We start from the raw sequence: 21,397 nt of genomic DNA on the forward strand, positions 1-21,397 counted from the left end.
GTCTGAAAGGTGATCCGTGAGCGCACAGCCCGAGGCGAAGGCGTCGAAGTTCCGACGTCAGCCGGTCGCCCGTCACGGTGTCCTCTCGTCGCCGAACCCGCTGGTGCAGGTGCTCACGATTCTCGGGGCGATGCTCGTGGTCGTCGTGATCAGCGTCGGCGCCATCGGCGCGTTCTACGTGTGGGATGCCGCGCGTGCGCTCGGCGACAACGGAGTCTCGATCGGCGATGACGGTCAGTTGCCGCCGCACATCGGCGAGATCGAGGGCGGCGTCAACATGCTCGTCGTCGGCACCGACTCGTGCGAGGGCCAGGACCTGAAACTCTTCCCGCGTTGCGCGGAGGACGACGGCGGTGAGCGCAACGACGTCACCATGCTCGTGCACATCAGCGACGAGCCGCGCCGGGTGACCGTGGTCTCGTTCCCCCGCGACATGATCGTGCCGATCCCGGGCTGCACGGACGAGGAGAGTGCCACCACGTACTCGGCGATGAGTGCGCAGATGATCAACACCTCGTACTCCTACGGGGGGCTGCCGTGCACGGTCGCCACCGTCGAGGAACTCACCGGCGTCGACATCCAGTTCGCGGCAGCCATCCGCTGGACCGGCGTGATCAACATGTCGGATGCGATCGGTGGGGTCGACGTCTGCCTGAGTAGTGACATCAAGGACTCGCACACTGGTCTCGATCTGAAGGCGGGCCAGCGCACCCTCGTGGGCGCCGAGGCGCTGCAGTTCCTCCGTATCCGTCACGGAATCGGCGACGGATCCGACCTCGGCCGCATCTCGAACCAGCAGCAGTTCATGAGCTCGCTGGTCCGCAAGCTGCAGTCGGGAGAGGTGCTCTCGAATTACCCCGTGCTGCTCAACCTCGCGAACACCGCCGTCCGGCAGGTGAACGAGCGGCAGCTCATCTTGAGCGAGTCGCTCGCGAACCCGCAGCGCATGGTGCAGATCGCGATGGCGGTCGCCGATGTGCCGTACGAGGACATCGTGTTCGTCCAGTACCCGACGGTCTACGCGCCCGGCGGCGGTCGGGTGCTCCCGGTCACCTCGGCCGCGGACGTGCTCTTCACCGCGCTGGAGGAGAACAAGCCGATCCGGTTGACGGGCAACGTCAGCGGTGGCAATGGTGTCGAGGTCGTCGGTGAAGCGGAGGAGGAGCCGTCCTCCACGGCGTCGCCCGACCCGTCGCCCGACGCGAGCGGTACGCCGACCGAGACGCCGGATGCCGAAAGCACGCCCGACCCGACCGAGACCGGTGACGCCGTCGACCTGCCGAGCGAGATCACCGGCCAGTCCGCCAACCAGGTCACCTGCACCGTCGCGGAGCAGTGATCGCCGGTTCGGCGCGGCGGCGTCGAGCGGGTATGCTTGCCGGGTGCATCCGCGCCGTTTCGCGATCGGATGCCTGGAGACGTCGCATAGTCAGGCCTAGTGCACCACCCTGCTAAGGTGGAGTCCCCTCACGGGGACCGAGGGTTCAAATCCCTCCGTCTCCGCCATTTTCCCCAGGTCAGGAGCCGTTTTATCGGCTCAACTATTGGGTGCTGGCGGTCAGAGTCCGAGGCTCGGACCCTTCGAGGTGACCCCCAGGTGACCCCCGCTACGGCCGAACTCCTCGGCGGCCGCGAGGCGACGCACATGATCGCGCCGCTGACCTTCGCCGAGGACGTGCGCGTAGACCGCGAGCACGGTGCGGGTATCGTCGCCCAGGTACTCGGCGACCTCCCCGCCCGTATACGACGAGGTTCGTACTTATGGCCGGGCGCGGCCGGCGGCGTCGCAGTGCCCCGGCGGTGAGTGTGGTCCGATAAGTACGAACGTGGTGCTGTGCGAGGCGTATAGCGGCGCGCGGGCGAGGAGGTTCGTACTTATGAGAGGGCGGCCGCGGCGCGCTCGAAGGCTGCCGCCGCCTCGTCGCTGTCGGGGGAGAGGAGGGCGGCGCGCAGCACGGCGGGGGCCGCGGTGATGTGCCGCACGCCGGCCGTGGCGAGGCGGGCGATCGCGGAGGGCGTGCGCACGCTCGCCACGAGCACCTCCGTCGACGTGCCGGCGAGGGCCGCGGTCATGGCGGCGATGTCGGTGTGGCCGTCACGGCCGCGGTCGTCGAGCCGGCCGAGGTAGGGGGCGATGAAGGAGGCGCCGATCGCCGAGGCGGCGACCGCCTGCGCCGTGGTGTGCACCGCGGTCACCAGCACGGGCACTCCGTCGGCCACGAGCCGGGCCGCGGCCGGGAAGCCGATGGCGGTGGCGGGCACCTTCACCACGACCTCTTCGCCCCAGGAGTGGATGACCCGCCCCCGCTCCACGAGCGAGTCGACGGAGGTGCCCGTCGCCTGGAAGAAGGTCGACGCGGCGCCCAGCCCGACCCATTCGTCACGCAGGGAGCGCGCCCCGTCGGGAGAGATCTGCGACGCGGCGAGGATGGACGGGTTCGTCGTGACCCCCGCCACGATCCGGTCGGAGAGCAGCGCGCCCACCGCCTCGCGGTCGGCGCTGTCGGCGTAGAAGGTCATCGCTGGCACCGCCACATCATGAAGCCGGAGAGGACAGAAGGCAAAATCAGCCGCTCATCCGAGCACACAACTACCGCAACAGCACCCGCGCCACATCCAGATCCGTCACGAGCGAGGTCGCATACCGCCCCACCAGCACCGAGTGGATCGCCCCCACCTTCGACAGCCCGCCCGCCACGGCGATCACGTTCGGGATGGTGCGCAGCTGGTCGCCCCCGATGGCGATGGTGCGACTGGAGATCTCGGGCAGGATCGACCGCCCCTCGCCGTCGAGCAGCACCCCGCACACCTCGGCCCGCACGCCCCGGCCGCGCATGGAGGTCTGCTCGGCGGGGGTGAAGAGCTTCTGCAGCTGCGAGTTGGGCGGCTCCCAGCTGCCGACCGCCACCACGCCGATGGTGGTGCGCTCGAACATGGCGATGGTGTCGGCGATGCCCGGCTGCGCCCGCAGCCCAGCGGCGCTCGCCGCGTCGGGCATGAGCAGGGGTGCGTAGAGCGGGTAGGAGTCGCCCTTGCTCACCGCGGCCACGGCGCGCACCGGCTCCATCGAGTTGTCGTGGGTGGTGCCGACGATTCCGCCCAGCTGCACGATCGGGCAGGGCGGGAAGCTCGTGATCGCCTTGGCCATCGCCGTGATGGTGCGGCCCCAGCCCAGGCCGACCACGTCTTCGGGCCCGGCCATCCGCTGCAGCAGCTGGGCCGCCGCCTTGCCGAGGCTCTCCCGCAGCCGCCCCTCCGGCCCCAGGAACTTCGTGTCGACGATGACCACCTGGTTGAGGTCGTAGCGGGCACGCAGGCGGTTCGCGAGCTCGGCGTAGCTCTGCTTGGGCGAGGCGATGGAGATCTGCACGATGCCCTCGTCGAGGCTGCGCTGCAGCACCCTGGCCACCTTGAAGCGGGAGAGGCCGAGCTCGCTCGCGATCTCGCTCTTGCCCTTGTTCTCGATGTAGTAGCGGCGGGCGATGTCGACGGCGAGCGCCAGCTCGTCGTCGTCCCATGACCCCTCGATCTCCGTGTCGCTCATATGAGCAGTGTATTTGTAATCCACGCGCTCGTTTGCTTACAGTCGTCCCCGTTGCCACGGTCGCCGGCCGTGGTCGTTCCTCATCGTCGATGACGACCGGACGCAGGAGTGGGCAGTGGGCGAGAACGTGATCGGTGTGGATTTCGGCACCGAATCCGCACGGGCGGTGGTGGTGCGCCTCACCGACGGCGTGGAGCTCGCCGAGTCCGTCATGCCCTACCCGCACGGCGTGATCGACGCCGAGCTACCAGGCACGGGACCCGGCACGGGCGCACGCCTCGGCGCCGACTGGGCGCTGCAGCACCCGGCCGACTGGCTGCAGGTGCTCGAGCACACCGTGCGCGACGCCCTGGCCGCGAGCGGGCAGCGGCCCGAGACGGTCGTGGGCATCGCGGTCGATGTGACCGCCTGCACCATCGTGCCGACCACAGCCGCCGGCCACCCGCTCTGCCTCGACCCCGCCTTCGCCACCGAGCCGCACGCCTGGCCGAAGCTCTGGAAGCACCACGCGAGCCAGCCCCAGGCCAACCTCATCAACGAGCGCGCCTCCGCGGCCGGCGAACCCTTCCTCGCCGACTACGGCGGATTCCTCTCCTCCGAGTGGCTGCTGCCGAAGGCGCTGCAGACCCTGCAGGAGGCCCCCGCCGTCTTCGCCGCGACCGAGCGGCTGATCGAGGCGCAGGACTGGGTCACCTGGCAGCTCACCGGCATCGAAGCCCGCAGCGCCCAGGCCGCGGGCTTCAAGGCCACCTTCCGCGCCGAGGCCGACGGCTACCCGACCCCGTCCTTCCTCGACTCGGTGCACCCCGGCTTCGGCAGCGTGCTCGGCATGCTGTCGAGCGAGGTGCACCTCGCGGGCGAGAAGGTGGGCGAGCTGCAGCCCGAGTGGGCCGAGCGCCTCGGTCTGCCCGCCGGCATCGCCGTGGCCATCGGCAACATGGACGCCCAGGTGGCCATGGTCGCCTGCGGCGTCACCACCCCCGGCCGCATGGTGCTCGTGATGGGCACGAGCGTGTGCAACCTGCTGCTCGCGGACGACAAGCACGAGGTCGAGGGCATCGCGGGTGTGGTTCGGGATGCGGTGATCCCCGGCTTGTGGGCCTACGAGGCCGGCCAGGCCGGGGTGGGCGACCTGTTCGGCTGGTTCGTGCGCACCCAGGTGCCGGAGAGCTACGCCATCGAGGCGCGCGAGGCGGGCATTAGCGTGTTCGACCACCTCGAGCGGCTGGCGGCGGCGATCCCGGCCGGAGCGAACCCCGTCGTCGCGCTCGACTGGTGGAACGGCAACCGCTCGGTGCTGACGGATGCGCACCTGAGCGGCCTCTTCGTGGGCATGACCCTGGCCACCCGGCCCGAGCATCTCTACCGGGCGCTCCTCGAAGCGGTGGCCTTCGGCCAGAAGGTCATCATCGACGCCTTCGAGGGAGCGGGCGTCCCCGTGACCGAGCTCGTCGCCTGCGGAGGACTGCCGCACCGCAACGCCCTGCTCATGCAGATCCTCGCCGACGTGACGGGCCGTTCGATCGGCATCGCCGCCACCACCCAGAGCGGCGCCCTCGGTGCGGCGATCCACGCCGCGGTGGCCGCGGGCTCCACCGCCGGCGGGTACGACACGCTCGAGGAGGCGGCGGCGGCCCTCGCGGGCCTCGGCCGCACGGTCGAGCCCGACCCCGCCGCCACGGCCGCCTACTCCGACGCCTACGGCGACTACCGGCGGCTGCACGACTTCTTCGGCCGCGCGCAGGCCGACCTCATGCACGGCCTGCGCCGCCGCGCCCACGCCGCGACCGCATGCGGCCAGGCCATCCCGGCCCCCACGACTCCGACGACAGAACAACCCACCGAGTAAGGACACACAGTGAATTCGATGAAGAAGTCAATCCTGGCCGGCACCGCGCTGGCCGCCACCGCGGCACTGCTCACGGGCTGCGGCTCAGGCATCTCGAACGACGGCGCCGCCTCGGGCGGCAGCGGCAACGAGTCGTTCGTCAACATCGTCAAGCTCACGGGCGGCGACTGGTTCAACCGCATGGAGGTGGGCAACCAGGAGTGGGCGAAGGCCAACGGCGCCAAGGTCACGCAGACCGCGGGCGACGACTCCAGCGCCGAGAAGCAGATCGCCGTGATCAGCGACGTCATCCCGCAGCAGCCCGCCGCCATCACCGTGGTGCCGAACGCCCCGGAGTCGATCGAGGCCGTGCTGAAGCGCGCGCAGGACGCCGGCATCGTCGTCATCACCCACGAGGCCGCGGGCATCAAGAACACCGACGCCGACATCGAGGCCTTCAACGACCTCGACTACGGCGCCCACCAGATGGACCTGCTCGCCGACTGCATGGGCGGCAGCGGCACCTACGCGCACTTCGTGGGCGGCCTCACCGTGACGAGCCACAACAACTGGGTGAAGGGCGCCGCCGAACAGGCCGCCGCCGAGTACCCCGACATCACCTCGATCGGCGACCCCATCTCCTCCGACGAGAGCGCCGACACCGCCTACCAGCGCACCAAGGAGCTGCTGGCCACCTACCCCGACCTCAAGGGCATCCTCGGCTCCGCCTCCACCGACGTGGTCGGCGCGGGCAAGGCCGTGGCCGAGGCGGGCCGCAGCGACGACGTCTGCGTCATCGGCACCTCGCTCCCGTCCTACGCGGGTTCGGCGCTCGAGGCGGGCGACATCGACGTGATCACCTTCTGGGACCCGTCGCTCGCCGGCCAGGCCATGCTGACCGCCGCCCAGACGATCATCGACGGCGGCGAGATCGCCGAGGGCACCGACCTCGGCGTCTCCGGCTACGAGAGCCTCGTGCAGAGCGAGGAGTCGCCCTCGACCTTCTACGGCACCGCCTGGGTCGACGTGACGGCCGAGAACGCCGCCGACTACCCGTTCTGATCCGCACCCCCCTCCCGATCGGAGAATGATGTCGACCCCCACATCCGTGCTCAGCGCGACCGGCATCCGCAAGCACTACGGCGGCGCCGCGGCGCTCGCCGGAGTCGACCTGCAGGTGCGCGCCGGCGAGGTGCACTGCCTCGCCGGGGCGAACGGCTCGGGCAAGTCGACGCTGATCAAGATCCTCAACGGCGTCGAGAGCCCGGATGCGGGGGTGGTGTCGATCGATGGCGTCCCGCTGCAGAGACAGACGGTCTCGGGGGCGATCAATGCCGGCATCCAGGTGATCTACCAGGATCTGTCGCTCTTCCCGAACCTCTCGGTGGCCGAGAACATCGCCATGACCACGCGGGTGGCGGCGAAGGCGAAGCTCGTCTCGCTCGCCGAGGCCCGCCGCCTCGCCCGGGCGGTGATCGACCGGCTCGGTCTCGAGATCGACGTCGACAGCCCGGTCGAGGAGCTCTCGGTGGCGCAGCGCCAGCTCGTCGCCATCTGCCGCGCCCTCGCGAGCGACGTGCGGGTGCTCTTCATGGACGAGCCGACGACCGCGCTCACCTGGAACGAGGTGGAGGTGCTCTTCGGCGTGGTGCAGAGGCTCAAGGCCGACGGCGTGGCGATCGTGTTCGTGAGCCACAAGACCGAGGAGGTCTTCGCGCTCAGCGACTACATCACGGTGCTGCGCAACGGCCGGGTCGTCGCCGAGGGCGCCGCCTCCGAGTTCGACCGCGACTCCCTGGTGGAGGCCCTGATCGGGCGTCAGGCGCTCGAGGAGCGCAACGTCGCCGACCTCAAGACGCACGCCGCCGACGTGCTGAAGGTGGAGGGGCTCGGCGCTCCCGGGCTCTTCGCCGACGTCTCGTTCTCGGTGAAGGCCGGCGAGATCGTGGGCCTCACGGGACTGCTCGGCTCCGGCCGCAGTGAGATCGCCGACTCCATCTTCGGCATCATCCCGTTCACCTCCGGCCGCGTGACGGTCGACGGCAAGCCGGTGCGGCCGGGCCGGGTGTCCGAGGCCCTCAAGAGCGGCATCGCCTACGTGCCGAGCGACCGCCTCACGCAGGGCGTCTTCCTCGACCAGTCGATCAGCGACAACATGATCGCCTCCGCCATCGCGCGCTTCTCGAACAGGGTGGGCGTGCTGCGCCGCACGGTGATCGACCGCACGATCGGCCGGCTCGTCTCCGACCTCTCGATGAAGATCGGCCGACCCGAGGATGCGGTGTCGTCGCTCTCCGGCGGCAACCAGCAGCGTGTGGTCATCGCCAAGTGGCTCGCCACCGAGCCCCGAGTGCTGGTGCTGAACGGCCCCACCGTGGGCGTCGACATCGGCTCCAAGGAGACCATCCTCGACATCCTGCGGCAGAACGCCGCAACCGGGATGGCCGTGCTGGTCATCTCCGACGACATCCCCGAACTCGTCGCCGCCTGCCACCGCGTGCTCGTCGTGCGCCGCGGCCGCCTGGTCGACGAGATCGCGGGCAGCCAGGTCACGGTGGATTCCGTGCGCGAAAGGAGCATCGCGTGAGCGACTCGTCATCGTCGGCCGCCGCCGTGCTCGGCCGACTCCGCGGCCGCAACAACGAGGGGGTGCTGCTGCTCATCATCCTGCTGCTGATCGGCCTCGTCGCCGTGATCAACCCCTCGGCCCTCACCCTCGGCATGGCCTCCGACATCCTGCGCAGCGCCATCGTCAACATGACGCTCGCGCTGGGACTCCTGCTCATCATCGTCTCCGGCGGCATCGACGTGTCGTTCACGGCGATCGCCATCTTCTCGGGCTACTCGACCGTGGTGCTCATGCAGTCGATCGGTCTCGACAACCCCGTGCTGCCGTTCCTCGGCGCCATCGTGATCGGGGCGCTGCTGGGCATCCTCAACGCTGTGCTCGTCGCCGGGTTCCGGTTGCCGACGCTCATCGCGACCCTCGGCACGCAGGGCATCATCCGCGGCGCCCTGCTGGCGCTCGTCGGCTCGCTCTACATCTCGACGCTGCCCGCGAGCCTCGCGGGTGTCGGGGCCACCAACCTGATCACACTCGACTCATCACCCGTGAACGTGCTCGTCATCCCGGTGGTCGTGCTCTGCCTCGTGCTCGCCTTCGTGCTGAAGAAGACGATGTTCGGGCGCTCGGTGTACGCCATCGGCGGCTCGCCGGAGTCGGCGAAGCGGGCGGGCATCCGAGTCGGCCGGGTGCAGACCACCATCTACGTGGCGGCGGGCGCCATCTCCGGCTTCGCCGGCATGACGCACGTCACGGTCTCGGGACACGCCTCGCCCTTCGAGCTCGTCGGCACCGAGCTCGACGTCATCGCCGCGGTCGTCATCGGCGGCGCCTCCGACTCGGGTGGGCGCGGCTCGGTGCAGGGGGTTGCGCTCGGCGTGCTGCTGATCGCGCTCATCCAGAACTCGCTCGTGCGGCTCGGCGTGCCCGGCTTCTGGCACGAGGGAGTGGTGGGTCTCGTCATCCTCGTCGGTGTCGCCATCCAGGCGCAGAGCCGCCGCATCCGCAACAAGCGCTCGATGATCCTCGAGGGAGCGATCGCATGACCATGACCACCAAGACGCCGTCGTCGACCCCCACGTCGACCGACGACGCTATCCGTCCCTCCTTCTCCTCCCGCGTCGGCACCTTCACGGCGGCCTCGGGGCAGACCGGCGGACTGCTCGGCCTCGCGGTGGTGGTGCTCGTCGTGTTCACGCTGCTCAGCCCGCGCATCTACCCCTCGGCGCTCAACCTGCAGTCGATCGGCTACGCCGTGCCGGAGATCGCCCTGCTCGCGCTCGCGGTGTGCATCACCATGTCAAGCGGCGGCATCGACCTGTCGATCGTGGCCACCGCCAACCTCTCGGCGCTGATCAGCGCCACGGTGAGCATCGGGCTCGTCGCCGCGGGGACCCCTGCCGGCCTCGCCGTGCTGCTCGGCGTGCTGATCGGGCTGGCGGTCGGGGTGCTGTGCGGCCTGTTCAACGGCTTCCTCGTGGCGAAGCTGCGCATCGCGCCCATCCTCGCCACGCTGGCCACGATGACGCTCTTCACGGGCATCGCGCTCATCGTCACCCGCGGCGAGCCGGTGTACGGACTGCCCGAGGAGTTCCTCGCGCTCGGCACCGCGACGGTCGCCATCGTGCCGGTGAGCTTCTGGATCTTCGTGCTCATCGTCGGGCTGCTCTGGTTCGTGATGAACCGCACCGGGCTCGGGCTCCGCGTCATCCTCGTGGGCGCGAGCCCCGAGGCGGCCGACTACAGCGGCATCCGACGCAGTCGCGTGCTGCTGCAGACCTACGCGCTGTCGGGCCTCATCGCGGGTGTCGCCGGGCTCATGATGTCGGCCCGTTCCGCGAGCGCGACCGCCGATTACGGCTCGTCGTACCTGCTGCTCGCCATCACGATCGCGGTCCTGGGCGGCACGAACCCCACCGGGGGTCGCAGCCCGATCGTGGGTGTCGCGGTGGGCGCCGTGGTGCTGCAGATGATCTCGAGCGGCTTCAACATCCTGCAGATCAGCCCGTACTTCTACCAGATCGTGCAGGGGCTCATCCTCGTGCTGGTGCTCATCCTCGAGCTGCGCCGCAGCCGGCTGCAGCGGTGGCTGCGGGGCCTCGTGTCGCGCCCCGCCAAGGACGGCGACCTCGCGCCCCTGCCCTGACCATCTGATCCCCCCTCGATTTCCCTCTAGTACTAGGAGACCCCCGTCATGTCCACAGATCCGTTGAGTGCGCGCACCGAGTTGGCCCGCGAGCTCATCGCCGCCGAGGCCGAGGCCATCGCCGTCGTCGCCCGGCAGCTCGATGCCTCCTTCGACGCGGCGGTCGACCTCGTGAAGTCCGTCACCGGGAAGGTCGTGGTGATCGGCTCCGGCACCTCGGGCGCGGTCGCGCGGCGCATGGCGCACCTGCTCTCGGTGTGCGGCACGCCGTCGTTCTTCCTCATCGCCGCCGACGGACTGCACGGCACGGTCGGCGCGGTGACCACGGGCGACCTCGTGATCGCGATCTCGAAGGGCGGCGAGTCGGCCGAGCTGAGCCAGTTCGTGCAGCTCGCCACCGACCGCGGCGCCCGCTCGATGGCGCTCACGGCGAACCTGTCGTCGCCCCTCGCCGAGCAGGTCGACCTCGCGGTGCTCGTCGACAGCTCGGCCGCCGACCCGGGCGGCGTGATCGCCATGGGCAGCACGCTCGCCACGGCCGCGTGGGGGGATGCCCTCGCGATCGCGCTGATGAAGGAGCGGGGCTACGGCTGGGAGTCGGTGCTGCACTCGCACCCGGGCGGCGCGGTCGGCAAGTACGCCGCCGAGCTGCTGGAGACGGCGGAGCAGAAGCTGCCGACGCGCTGAGCGGCTGCGGCCAGGGTTCAAATCCCTCCGTCTCCGCTCTAAAAGGCCCTGATCAGAAGCTTTTTTTGTCACCACCTGCCACGAAATCTGCCATTTCTGCCACGTTCCTAACGGGGTTGGTGTTGAGCATTCTGGCGATCATGTGCGATCACACGTAGCTTTCTGCTCGCCGCGCGGTCGTTCGACTTGCCGCTTCGGCCGCTTCGGCGCGGGACCGAGAGCGCGAATCCCTCCGTCTCCTTGTGTGCTTGCGCGCCATCGCTTGAGCGGCACGGCGGGCTCGGTCGCGAACGCGCCGAAGATGCGAGCGACCGTAGTGGCGGTGAATCACGCCGCGGAGAATGCGTGCCCAACTCTCCGTGACCGCGTCGCCGGACTCCGCTCGGTCGGAATGGGCGCTCGTTCATCCCGAGGCGCTACGCAGGATTGGGTTGCTGGCGGCAGCGGATCCCGCACGAGCTGACGAGCTGAAGAGCCCGCAATTTCCGTCAGCCAAGTGGCAGGGGAGGGGCGGCGCGAAGTCGGTGAACGTGATCAATGGGTGGACGACTTAGCATCCGGCCACTGAATGCGTCTAGCTGGACTTGACGGCAGTGGGGCGGCGTGTGCATAATCACCCTGACCGATTGGTCAATCGATTTAGCAGATTCCTCTAGCGGGATATCGCCACCATCGACTCAACGAGGAGCAGGAGTGGGCAGGGTTCGCATTTCCGACGTCGCAGCGGCGGCGGGCGTGTCGGTATCGACCGTCTCGCTCGTCATGAACGACGTCGAATCGCGTATCCCCGAAGCCACGCGTGAGCGGGTGCGTTCCGCCGCGGAGCAGGTCGGCTACCAGCCCAGCTCCGTCGCCCGCAGCCTGCGCACGCAGCGCACCCGCACCGTCGGGCTCATCTCCGACCAGATCGCGACGACGCCGTTCGCCGGACGCATGCTCGCCGGTGCGCAGGACGTCGCCCGCGAGCACTCGCACCTGCTGTTTCTCGTCGACACCGGCGGTGACGTCGACATCGAGCGCGACGCGATCCGTGCCCTCGGCGCGCAGCGGGTCGACGCCATGATCTACGCCGCGATGTGGCATCGCGTGCTCTCGACCCCGGCCGGCCTTCCCGACGACGCCGTCTTCCTCGACTGCCGCCCCGCGGCCGGCGGCTACCGATCCGTCGTGCCGGCCGACCGCGAAGGCGGTCGTGCGGCGGTGCGTGCGCTCACCGAAGCCGGGCACCGGTGCATCGCATACATCGACACCAACGAAGATGCGCCGATCGCCGCGAGCCTGCGTCACGAGGGCTACCTGGAGGCGCTCGCCGAGGCGGGCATCGAGCCCGACCCCGCATGGCACGTCGCCGCGCAGACCTCGCCCCAGGGTGGTCGCATCGCGGCCGAGAGGCTGCTCGACCTGCCCGAAGCGATCCGCCCCACAGCGTTCTTCTGCTTCAACGACCGGATGGCGACCGGCGTCTACCGCGCGGCGCACGCCCGCGGCCTCGACATCCCCCGCGACCTCTCGGTCGTCGGCTTCGACGACCAGCAGTTCGTCGCGGCCGAACAGGACCCACCCCTCACCACCGTCGCCCTGCCCCACTACGAGATGGGTCGCTGGGCGATGGAGGCCGCGCTCGGCATCCGCGCGGAGGGTGAAAAGGATGCCGTGCACCACATGGAGTGTCCCGTCGTGCGACGAGACTCCGTGGGCCCGCCGCCGGCGCACGTCGGCAAACAGAACCGGCGACGGGCTTCACACACAACCGAACGGTCGCGAACCGCGACCACCGATCGGTGATCGACGCGGGCGTCGATCACAAGAAAAGGAAAGCACAATGAAGCGCACTCCCGTGCGGGTCGCCGCGGCAGCGGGGCTCGTGAGCGTTCTGGCACTGGCCGGCTGCGGACAGGCCGGTCAGGGCGACACCACCACTGAGGACGGTCGCACCCAGCTCACCATGTGGACCCACTCGGCCGGAAACGAGGCCGAGCTCGAGGTCTACGAGCAGATCATCTCCGACTTCAACGCGTCGCAGGACGAGTACGAGGTCGTGCACGAGTCGTTCCCGCAGGGCGCGTACAACGACGCGATCGTCGCGGCGGCAGCCTCGAACGACCTGCCCTGCCTGCTCGACCTCGACGGTCCGATCATGCCCAACTGGGCCTGGGCGGGCTACCTGCAGCCGCTCGAGCTGCCCACCGAGCTCACCGACTCGCTGCTGCCCACCGCGTTGGGTGTCTGGGACGACGAGATCTACTCGGCCGGCTACTGGGACGCCGCACTCGGCATCTTCGCTCGCCAGTCGGTGCTCGATGAGAACGGCATCCGAATTCCCACGGTCGACGAGCCCTGGACGGCAGACGAGTTCGCCGACGTCCTGTCGACGCTGAAGGATGCCGGCTACGAGACGCCCATCGACATCGGCGCCGAAGACACCGGCGAGTGGTGGCCGTACGCGTACTCGCCGTTCCTGCAGAGCTTCGGCGGCGACCTCATCGACCGCGACACGATGCTCTCCGCAGGCGGCGCGCTCAACGGCGCGGATGCCGTCGCGTGGGGCGAGTGGTTCCAGGGGCTGTTCGCCGACGGTTACGCGAACGCGAGCGGCACGATCGGCAACCAGGAGTTCATCGACGACCAGGTGGCGCTCAGCTACACCGGCGTGTGGAACGCGCTGACGGCGCTCGAGGAGGTCGGCGACGACCTGCTCATCCTGCCGGCGCCCGACCTCGGCAATGGCCCCAAGATCGGCGGCGGCTCGTGGCAGTGGGGCATCTCGTCCAGCTGCGAGCAGGCAGACGGTGCACGCGCGTACCTGGAGTTCAGCTTCCAGGACGAGTACATCACCGCCTTCGCCGACAAGCAGATCGTGATCCCGGCCACCGAGTCGGCAGCCGCGGCATCCGAGTACTTCGGTGAAGACGGCGCCCTGCGCGACTTCGTCGAGTTCTCGCAGCAGTATGCCGTGCTGCGTCCCGAGACGCCCGCCTACGCGGTCATCTCGACCACGTTCGAGACCGCTGCGAAAGACATCATGAACGGCGCCGACGTGCAAGAGACCCTCGACCGCGCCGTCTCCGAGATCGACGCCAACATCGCGTCGAACGACGGGTACGGATTCCAGTGATCGCCTGACCGGTGGGGGCGCTCGCCCCCACCGGTCCCTACGGAAGCACTCCCATGACTGTCACACCCCCGACGGTCGCGGCCGAGACGCCTCGGCGCGCGACCCGCCGCATCCGCAGCGCACGCGGACGCGAGACCTGGGCCGGCCTCGGCATGATCGCCCCCGCGGCGCTCCTGCTGCTGCTCTTCCTCGTGATACCGGTGATCCTCGCCTTCACACTCTCGTTCACCAACGCGCGACTGATCTCGCCGAACCCGCCGCGGTTCGTCGGCTTCGACAACTTCATCCGGGTCTTCACGACCGACCCCGTCTTCTTGCAGTCGGCGTGGAACACCTTCGTCTTCGCCCTGGTCGTCGTGCCGGTGCAGGCGGGCCTCGGCCTGCTGCTGGCCGTACTCGTGAACCGGCGGATGCGGGGGACGACGTTCTTCCGCGTCGTCTTCTTCATCCCCGTCGTCACCTCGATCGTCGTGGTGTCGATCCTCTGGAAGTTCATGTACCAGAAGGACGGCCTCATCAACTCGATGATCGACACGCTCACCTTCGGAGCGTGGGCGGGCGTCGATTGGCTCAACAACCCCGACGCGGCCCTCGGCGCCATCATCGTGCTGTCGATCTGGCAGGCCGTCGGGTTCCACATGATCATCTGGCTCTCGGGCCTGCAGACCATTCCCGAAGAGCTCTACGAGGCGGCCAAGATGGACGGCGCGAGCCCGTGGCGCCAGTTCACGAACGTCACCTGGCCGGGCCTGCGCCCGACGATGGTGTTCGTCCTGGTGACCATCACGATCGCGGCCCTCGGCCTGTTCGTGCAGGTCGATGTCATGACGCAGGGCGGTCCCGTCAACTCGACCTCCACGATCGTCTTCCACGCCGTGCGCAAGGGCTACGAGCAGCAGGAGATCGGCTACGCGGCGGCGATCTCGCTGATCTTCTTCGTCGCCGTGCTGATCATCGCGCTCATCCAGCGCTGGCTGACGCGAGAGAGGGACTGACATGGCCATCGATACGACCTCGACCCGTGCCGTCACTACGCGCGGCAGCGGCCAGCGCCGCGCGGCGACGCCCGCCAGCGAGCACCGTGTGCGACTGCGGGGCCGCATCTTCACCTACATCGCGATGAGCGTGTTCGGGATCATCTTCATGTTCCCGCTCGTGTTCATGTTCGTCTCGAGCCTCAAGCCCGACGCGCAGATCCTGCAGGACGTCGACTCGCCGATGGCGTTCGTGCCGGCAGGTGACATCAGCCTCGACAACTACTTCGGGGTCTTCGACCGGGTACCGGTGGCGCAGTTCCTGTTCAACTCGATCTTCATCACGGTGCTCACCGTGGGACTCGGGCTCATCGTCAACTCGATGGCCGGCTTCGCACTGTCGCGTCTGCGGTGGAAGGGTCGCGCCGTCGTCATGGCGATGGTGATCGCGACGCTCATCGTGCCCTTCGAGACGATCGCGGTGCCGATGGTCTACTGGGTCGCCCAGCTGCCCACCCTCGTGATGGAGGGCGGACTGCTCAAGTACGACTTCGGCTGGCTCAACACCTACGAGGTGCAGATCGTGCCGTTCGTCGCGAACGCGTTCTCGATCTTCCTGTTCGCGCAGTACTTCTCGACGATCCCGACCTCGCTCGACGAGGCGGCGCGCATCGACGGGGCGAGCTGGTTCACGATCTACCGTCGCATCCTGGTGCCGCTGTCGGGTCCCGCGTTCGCGACGGTCGCGATCCTCACGTTCCTGCCCGCGTGGAACCAGTACCTGTGGCCGCTCATGGTGGTGCAGAAGGAGGAGCTGCGGCCGGTCATGGTCGGCATGCAGTACTTCTTCCAGCTCAACACCGCGTGGGGCGAGGTCATGGCGTACACGTCGCTGATCACGCTGCCCGTGCTCATCGTGTTCTTGATCTTCCAGCGGGCGTTCGTCAGCTCGATCGCCGCGAGCGGGGTGAAGGGATGACGCCGCCTGCGCGCGTGGCCGTCGTCGGCGAAGCGCTCGTCGACGTGGTGCACCGCATCGACGGGAGCGTCGATCGCGCCCCTGGTGGCAGTCCTGCGAACGTCGCCCTGACCCTCGGCAGACTGGGGCTCGACGTGGCGCTGCACACGCGCCTCGGCGACGACCCCGATGGACGCGCGGTGCGGCGGTGGCTCTCCGACTCGGGGGTGCGGATCGAAGCCGCTGCTGCACCGCGCACCTCGACGGCGACCGCCCGGCTCGATGAGGCGGGAGCTGCCGAGTACACGTTCGACATCGACGGCGAGCCCGTCGACGCGGCGCTCGCGCCGGCCGACGTGCTGCACGTCGGCTCGGTCGCTGCGCTGCTGACGCCGGGTGCGGATCTGGTCGTCGAACTGGCCGAGCACCGGATGCCGGGGACCCTCCTCAGCTACGACCCGAACATCCGCCCCGCACTCGTCGACGACCCCGCCGACGTGCGTCATCGCGTGCAGCGCCTGGTCGCCGCGGCCGACATCGTGAAGGCCAGCGATGAGGACGTGCGGTGGTTGCACCCCGACCGCGACATCGACGACGTCGCACGGGAATGGCTGGCGAGCGGGCCGACGCTGGTGGTGGTCACGGCAGGCTCGGGCGGCGCCACCGCCTATCGGACGGACGGACGCCACCGTGTCGTGGCGGCCGACACCACCGTCGTCGACACCGTCGGCGCAGGCGACACGTTCATGGGCACCCTCGTCGCCGCGCTGCTCGCGGCGACATCGGGTGCCGAAGACAGGAGGGCCGCGATCGCGGCGCTCACGCCCGGCGTGCTCGAGCATGTGCTGCTCGCGTGCGCCGAAGCAGCCGCGATCACCGTGTCGCGGCCCGGTGCCGACCCGCCGGTCGCCGCCGAACTCAACTTCCTCAACTCCGTGGGCCTCGCCCACACCACGAAAGGCTGATGCGTGTTCGATCTTCCCGGTTCCTGGGTCTGGGACTACTGGTTCGCCGACGACGGCGAGCGCTACCACCTCTTCTACCTGTACGCCTCGCGCGCGCTGCAGGACCCCGATGCGCGCCACTACCGCGCGTCGATCGGTCACGCCGTCTCGACCGACCTCGAGACGTGGACGCAGGTGCCCGACGCACTCGTGCGCAGCGATGCCCCCGCGTTCGACGACCTCGCCACGTGGACCGGCTCGACCGTGCGCCACCCCGACGGCACCTGGTTCATGTTCTACACGGGGTCGACGCTCGCCGAGGGCGGCAAGAACGTGCAGCGCATCGGGTATGCGACCTCACCCGACCTCGAGGTGTGGACGAAGCACCCCGGTGCCGTGCTCGAAGCATCGGGCCCGTGGTACGAGACCCTCGCCGACGACGCCTGGCACGACGAGGCGTTCCGCGACCCGTGGGTCTTCGCCGACCCGAACGGCGACGGCTGGCACATGTACATCACCGCCCGCGCCCCGCACGGTGACCCCGCAGGGCGGGGCGTCATCGGGCATGCGACCTCGCCGAACCTGCGGGAATGGACCCTGCAGCCGCCGCTGTCGACGCCGAGCGAGACCGGGTTCGGGCAGCTCGAAGTGATGCAGGTCGAGGTCGTCGACGGCACACCCGTGTTGCTGTTCTCGTGCCTGGGTGATCACGCCACGGCATCCCGCAGCGATGCCCGCGGCGGCACCTGGGCGGTGCCCGCGGACAGCCTCACCGGGCCGTTCCACCTCGACGACGCCTACTCGCTCACCGACGAGACGCTCTACGTCGGGCGTCTGCTGCAGCGTCGCGACGACGGCCAGTGGCTGCTGTTCGCATTCCGCCACCAAGATGCCGACGGCCGCTTCGTCGGCGGTGTGACCGACCCGATGCCCGTCTCGTGGGTGGGTGGCCGCCTGACCGCCGCAGGGGTGACAGTCTCCGCCTGACCTCAATGAAAGGAGACGCCGATGACGTCATCTCCCCACCACTCCGACACCCGAGCCCGCCGGTGGGCTCGGGTGGGCGGGGCGTCGGCAGCAGCAGCCGTCGCCGCGTCGCTCGCGCTCGAACACCGTTGTACTCAACCCAAGGCACGCGCTCGCCGCGGTGCAGGAGATCGCGAGTCGTTCCGGCCGCTACGGTGCAGTGCTTACCGTCGAGGAGATCCTGGACACGTTGGGGGACCGGTACGACATGGTCGAAGCCGTCGAGATGATGGTCGAAGCCGCGTCCGCGTAGCCTCCAGTTCGCATGACTGAAGAGCGGGTGCAGCCACCTGATTTCGCGCCGAACACCCGCCATGTTTCTGCCACGAATCGAACCCGGCTCACCTGATCGAGGAGCACGTCCGCGACGTCAGAACCCGCGGAATCATGCGGCTTCAGCCCGTTTCGGTTGCCGTCGGCGCGATTTCAAATCCCGCCGTCTCCGCCACAAAGGCCCCCGTTTCATCGGGGGCCTTTCGCCGTTTCGGGGACATACTGAAGGCAGGAAGGGGAACCGGTATGGATCAGTCGCTCGTGATCACCGCGATGTGGGTGTCGATCGCGATCCTTGCGGGCGGATACGCGCGCACTCGTCATCGCAGCCCCTGGTATTGGTTTCTCCTCACGCTCCTCCTCGGGCCGATCTCGGCATTCCTGCTTGTCGTCTGGCCGCCGCGCGAGAACGCCTGAGCACCGCACCCTGACGCCGACGCGGGCCGTCGGAGCGACGCTCCCGCGACCACCGCTGTCGGCCGGAATCATCCGCGAGAGCGACATTGATCATCCGCTCGAGTGACGATCTTGCGGATGCCCGGAAATAGCGTCGATGGCATGACACAGCACCGCGTTCCCCGCCCCGTCCCCACCGGTTTCTCGTTCCTCGGCATGGCCGCCATCGTCCTCATCGTCTCTGGATGCGCGGTCGTCGACGATGTCGTCCACGGGAAGGCGGCGACGACGTACTCGACCGCCGCCGAGCTCGCCGATGACCGGGATATCGCTGCCGCATGGCTCCCCGACGACGCGACCGAGATCGAGGTCGTCTCCTCGACGAGGACGGCAGACACCGCGTCGATCGTCTTCCGCAGCGATGAAGGCGTACGCGGTTGCGTCACGACTGAGCGCCGCTCGGCGCCCACGATGGTCATCGACTCCGGCCCCGATGTCTACGCGATCGACGAGGTCATGGTCTGCGGTGACTGGGCCGTGGTGGAGAGTGACGGCCTGTTCTCCGGGTGGACGCCGGCCGTCGAGGCGGAGGGCGACTGACGCCGCGGCATCCGCTCGCTGCTGGGATGATGAAGGGATGATCCTCGTCGGGCTCGTGCTGGCCGGCCTCGCCGCTGCACTCCACGTTTACATCTTCGTCCTCGAGTCCCTGATCTGGACGGGTCCGCGCGCTCGCCGCACGTTCGGGCTCGACGCCCGGACTGCCGAGATCACGAAGCCGCTCGCGTTCAACCAGGGCTTCTACAACCTGTTCCTCGCGATCGCGATCTTCATCGGGATCGTTGCGATGGCAGCGGATGCCGCCACCGTCGGCGCCACGCTCGTCTTCGTCGGCACCGGGTCGATGGTCGCCGCGGCGCTCGTGCTCGTCCTCTCCGACGGGACGAAGGCGCGGGCCGCGGCGGTGCAGGGCGTGTTGCCGCTGCTTGCGACCGTGGCCCTCGCCATCGGGCTCGCCGCGTGAGCGGCATCCGTCTGGCGATCGTCGGTCACGGGCAGATCGTCGCCGACTTCCTGCCTGCCGCAAGCGCCGTCGAGGGCATGCACCTCGCTGCGATCGTCGGCCGCCCTGCGCGTCGCGAGCAGCTCGAGCAGATCGCCGCCGAGCACGGCATCGACCGCGTGCACGTCGACTATGGCGCGTGCCTCGCCGACCCCGACGTCGACACGGTGTGGATCGCCCTGCCGAACTCGCTGCACTTCGAGTACTCGCGGCGGGCCCTGCTGGCCGGCAAGCACGTCATCTGCGAGAAGCCGTTCGTCCTCCGGAGCGACGAGCTCGCCGAACTGCGGTCCCTGGCGGCGGAGCGCGAGCTCATCCTCGTCGAGGCGATCAGCAACCAGTACCTGTCGAACGTCCGCTGGATCGAGGAGAACCTCTCGCGTATTGGCGAGCTGCGGCTCGTCCAGTGCGAGTACTCGCAGTACTCGTCGCGCTACGACGCATTCCGGAGCGGACAGGTCCTGCCCGCGTTCGACCCGTCGATGGGTGGTGGGGCACTGATGGATCTCGGTATCTACACGCTGCATCTCGTCGTGGGCCTGATCGGCGCACCCGACACGGTCGACTACCGACCCACGCTCGAGCGCGGCGTCGACACGTCGGGTGTGGTCACCCTCGGCTACGGCAGTGCGCAGGCGGTGTGTGTCGCTGCGAAGGACTCACCCGGACCGTCGCGCACGAAGCTGCAGGGGACGGGTGGCGTCATCATCGTCGACGGGGCGCCGAACGTCGTCCCCGAGGTTCGGATCGAGCTGCGGGACGGCACGTCGGAAGTCGTCGACCTCACCGTCCATCCGCATCGGATGGTCGAGGAGTTCCGTGCGTTCGTCGCGATGATCGAGTCGCTCGATCTCGCTGAGCGCGACCGCCGGCTCGATCACAGCGCGACCGTCCTCGACGTCGCGACCCGCGCGCTCGAGTCGGCGGGCATCACGCTCGGCTGACCGGCCGATCCTCGCGATCACGCGCCGGACCCACGAGGGGTGGCCGTCGTCCACGACGGGTGCGTTCGCACGGCTGACGTCCGGCCGCGTCGAGTAGCGTGGCGCATCGAGCGCGTGGGAAGGGCGGCACAGGATGGCCAAGCGGTCTCGTCGCCGGACGCGTCGATCGACAGGTGCCGCGGTCGTCGTCGCGGTTGCGGCCGCCGCCTCCCTCGCCGTCGTCGTTGCGGTCGCCGTCCCCTTGGCGGGGGCGATCTCAGAGGGGGCGCCCGACGAGCCGCGCCCGATCGCCGTGCCCGGGCTCCCCGTCGATCCCGCGATCGAGAGTGCCGACGACGGGCACGCGGACGACGCATGGGTGGAGCGGGTGTCCGCCGACACCGGAATCCCGGCACGTGCGCTGCGTGCCTACGCTGCGGCCGACCTCGCTCTCTCCGACGAACAACCGGAGTGCGGCATCGTGTGGAATACCCTCGCCGGCATCGGCAGTGTCGAGTCGCGACACGGCTCCTACGGCGGGGCGACGCTCGAGGCGGACGGGTGGGTCACGCCCCGCATCGTCGGCCCAGCGCTCGACGGAGACGGGTTCGCCGAGATCGGCGACACCGACGGCGGCGAATGGGATGGCGACACCGAATGGGATCGGGCAGTGGGGCCGATGCAGTTCATCCCCGAGACCTGGCGTCGCTGGGGCGCAGACGGAAACGGCGACGAGCGACGCGACCCGAACCACATCGACGATGCGGCGCTCGCGGCCGCGCGGTACCTCTGTGCGTCCGGACCGATGACCGAAGCCGAGTCGTGGCGTGATGCGATCTTCAGTTACAACCCGCTGACCAGGTACGTCGACGACGTCGCCGAGACTGCCACGGAGTACGCACGCCTCGCCGAGCGCGAGTGAATCGAGCAGTGCGACGGGTGGATTGCGGTCTGAGG

The 21,397-nt window shown here is 69.1% G+C and carries 21 protein-coding genes and 1 tRNA gene; 20 read left to right on the forward strand and 2 right to left on the reverse strand.

The genetic code is table 11. The features are described from left to right. Positions 1-16 precede the first annotated feature (16 nt). The 3 genes from QNI14_RS08765 to QNI14_RS08775 all read left to right on the forward strand — a co-directional run bounded on the left by QNI14_RS08765 (position 17) and on the right by QNI14_RS08775 (position 1,804). Entirely contained in the window at positions 17-1,339 is a 1,323-nt protein-coding gene (locus tag QNI14_RS08765; RefSeq protein ID WP_283716185.1) for an LCP family protein, read from the forward strand. Between the two features lie 75 nt (positions 1,340-1,414). Further along, positions 1,415-1,506 (forward strand) — tRNA-Ser (locus QNI14_RS08770). 91 nt (positions 1,507-1,597) lie between these two features. Further along, positions 1,598-1,804, forward strand: coding sequence for a hypothetical protein (locus QNI14_RS08775; protein ID WP_283716186.1), 207 nt, complete (start codon positions 1,598-1,600; stop codon positions 1,802-1,804). Between the two features lie 71 nt (positions 1,805-1,875). Here QNI14_RS08775 and QNI14_RS08780 read toward each other — a convergent pair whose 3' ends face one another. Both QNI14_RS08780 and QNI14_RS08785 read right to left on the reverse strand, forming a co-directional pair. Next, positions 1,876-2,520 carry a transaldolase family protein gene (locus QNI14_RS08780; protein WP_283716732.1) on the reverse strand — a complete coding sequence of 215 codons (645 nt, stop codon included), beginning with the start codon at positions 2,518-2,520 and terminating at the stop codon, positions 1,876-1,878. A gap of 70 nt (positions 2,521-2,590) precedes the next feature. Next, positions 2,591-3,544 (reverse strand): sugar-binding transcriptional regulator, encoded by a 954-nt coding sequence (locus QNI14_RS08785; RefSeq protein ID WP_283716187.1) that lies wholly within the window; start codon positions 3,542-3,544, stop codon positions 2,591-2,593. A 115-nt stretch (positions 3,545-3,659) separates the two neighbouring features. Between QNI14_RS08785 and QNI14_RS08790 the strand changes: the two genes are divergently transcribed. From QNI14_RS08790 to QNI14_RS08870, 17 genes are all read left to right on the forward strand, one after another. Next, entirely contained in the window at positions 3,660-5,393 is a 1,734-nt protein-coding gene (locus tag QNI14_RS08790; RefSeq protein WP_283716188.1) for a ribulokinase, read from the forward strand. Positions 5,394-5,411: 18 nt separating this feature from the next. Then, positions 5,412-6,434, forward strand: coding sequence for a substrate-binding domain-containing protein (locus QNI14_RS08795; RefSeq protein ID WP_283716189.1), 1,023 nt, complete (start codon positions 5,412-5,414; stop codon positions 6,432-6,434). A gap of 28 nt (positions 6,435-6,462) precedes the next feature. After that, positions 6,463-7,959 carry a sugar ABC transporter ATP-binding protein gene (locus QNI14_RS08800; RefSeq protein ID WP_283716190.1) on the forward strand — a complete coding sequence of 499 codons (1,497 nt, stop codon included), beginning with the start codon at positions 6,463-6,465 and terminating at the stop codon, positions 7,957-7,959. Next, entirely contained in the window at positions 7,956-8,981 is a 1,026-nt protein-coding gene (locus tag QNI14_RS08805) for an ABC transporter permease (RefSeq protein ID WP_283716192.1), read from the forward strand. The genes QNI14_RS08800 and QNI14_RS08805 overlap by 4 nt, the downstream gene beginning before the upstream one ends. After that, positions 8,978-10,081: an ABC transporter permease gene (locus QNI14_RS08810; protein WP_283716193.1), complete on the forward strand. Its 1,104-nt coding sequence runs from the start codon at positions 8,978-8,980 to the stop codon at positions 10,079-10,081. The genes QNI14_RS08805 and QNI14_RS08810 overlap by 4 nt, the downstream gene beginning before the upstream one ends. Positions 10,082-10,129: 48 nt before the next feature. After that, positions 10,130-10,768, forward strand: coding sequence for an SIS domain-containing protein (locus tag QNI14_RS08815; protein WP_283716194.1), 639 nt, complete (start codon positions 10,130-10,132; stop codon positions 10,766-10,768). A gap of 693 nt (positions 10,769-11,461) precedes the next feature. Further along, positions 11,462-12,553, forward strand: coding sequence for a LacI family DNA-binding transcriptional regulator (locus tag QNI14_RS08820; RefSeq protein ID WP_283716195.1), 1,092 nt, complete (start codon positions 11,462-11,464; stop codon positions 12,551-12,553). A gap of 37 nt (positions 12,554-12,590) precedes the next feature. Next, the gene (locus tag QNI14_RS08825; protein WP_283716197.1) at positions 12,591-13,883 is read left to right on the forward strand and encodes a sugar ABC transporter substrate-binding protein; all 1,293 of its coding nucleotides are present in this window, start codon (positions 12,591-12,593) and stop codon (positions 13,881-13,883) included. Positions 13,884-13,936: 53 nt separating this feature from the next. Beyond that, a complete protein-coding gene (locus QNI14_RS08830; protein ID WP_283716198.1) occupies positions 13,937-14,878 on the forward strand; it encodes a carbohydrate ABC transporter permease in 942 nt (313 codons plus the stop codon). Position 14,879: 1 nt separating this feature from the next. Continuing rightward, complete coding sequence (locus QNI14_RS08835) at positions 14,880-15,836, forward strand: carbohydrate ABC transporter permease (protein WP_283716200.1); 957 nt, start codon at positions 14,880-14,882, stop codon at positions 15,834-15,836. Then, complete coding sequence (locus tag QNI14_RS08840) at positions 15,833-16,780, forward strand: carbohydrate kinase family protein (protein WP_283716201.1); 948 nt, start codon at positions 15,833-15,835, stop codon at positions 16,778-16,780. Before QNI14_RS08835 ends, QNI14_RS08840 begins: the two co-directional genes overlap by 4 nt. 3 nt (positions 16,781-16,783) lie before the next feature. Then, positions 16,784-17,746 carry a glycoside hydrolase family protein gene (locus tag QNI14_RS08845; protein WP_283716203.1) on the forward strand — a complete coding sequence of 321 codons (963 nt, stop codon included), beginning with the start codon at positions 16,784-16,786 and terminating at the stop codon, positions 17,744-17,746. A 558-nt stretch (positions 17,747-18,304) separates the two neighbouring features. Then, a complete protein-coding gene (locus QNI14_RS08850) occupies positions 18,305-18,475 on the forward strand; it encodes a hypothetical protein (protein WP_283716206.1) in 171 nt (56 codons plus the stop codon). 141 nt (positions 18,476-18,616) lie between these two features. After that, complete coding sequence (locus QNI14_RS08855) at positions 18,617-19,054, forward strand: hypothetical protein (RefSeq protein ID WP_283716208.1); 438 nt, start codon at positions 18,617-18,619, stop codon at positions 19,052-19,054. Between the two features lie 37 nt (positions 19,055-19,091). Next, positions 19,092-19,478 carry a DUF1304 domain-containing protein gene (locus QNI14_RS08860; protein ID WP_283716209.1) on the forward strand — a complete coding sequence of 129 codons (387 nt, stop codon included), beginning with the start codon at positions 19,092-19,094 and terminating at the stop codon, positions 19,476-19,478. Then, the gene (locus tag QNI14_RS08865) at positions 19,475-20,461 is read left to right on the forward strand and encodes a Gfo/Idh/MocA family protein (protein ID WP_283716210.1); all 987 of its coding nucleotides are present in this window, start codon (positions 19,475-19,477) and stop codon (positions 20,459-20,461) included. Before QNI14_RS08860 ends, QNI14_RS08865 begins: the two co-directional genes overlap by 4 nt. Before the next feature lie 133 nt (positions 20,462-20,594). Then, positions 20,595-21,362: a lytic transglycosylase domain-containing protein gene (locus tag QNI14_RS08870; RefSeq protein ID WP_283716211.1), complete on the forward strand. Its 768-nt coding sequence runs from the start codon at positions 20,595-20,597 to the stop codon at positions 21,360-21,362. Positions 21,363-21,397 lie beyond the last annotated feature (35 nt).

The sequence above is a fragment of the Microbacterium dauci genome (assembly GCF_030065535.1).
In the GTDB taxonomy this organism is placed as follows: Bacteria; Actinomycetota; Actinomycetes; order Actinomycetales; family Microbacteriaceae; genus Microbacterium; species Microbacterium dauci.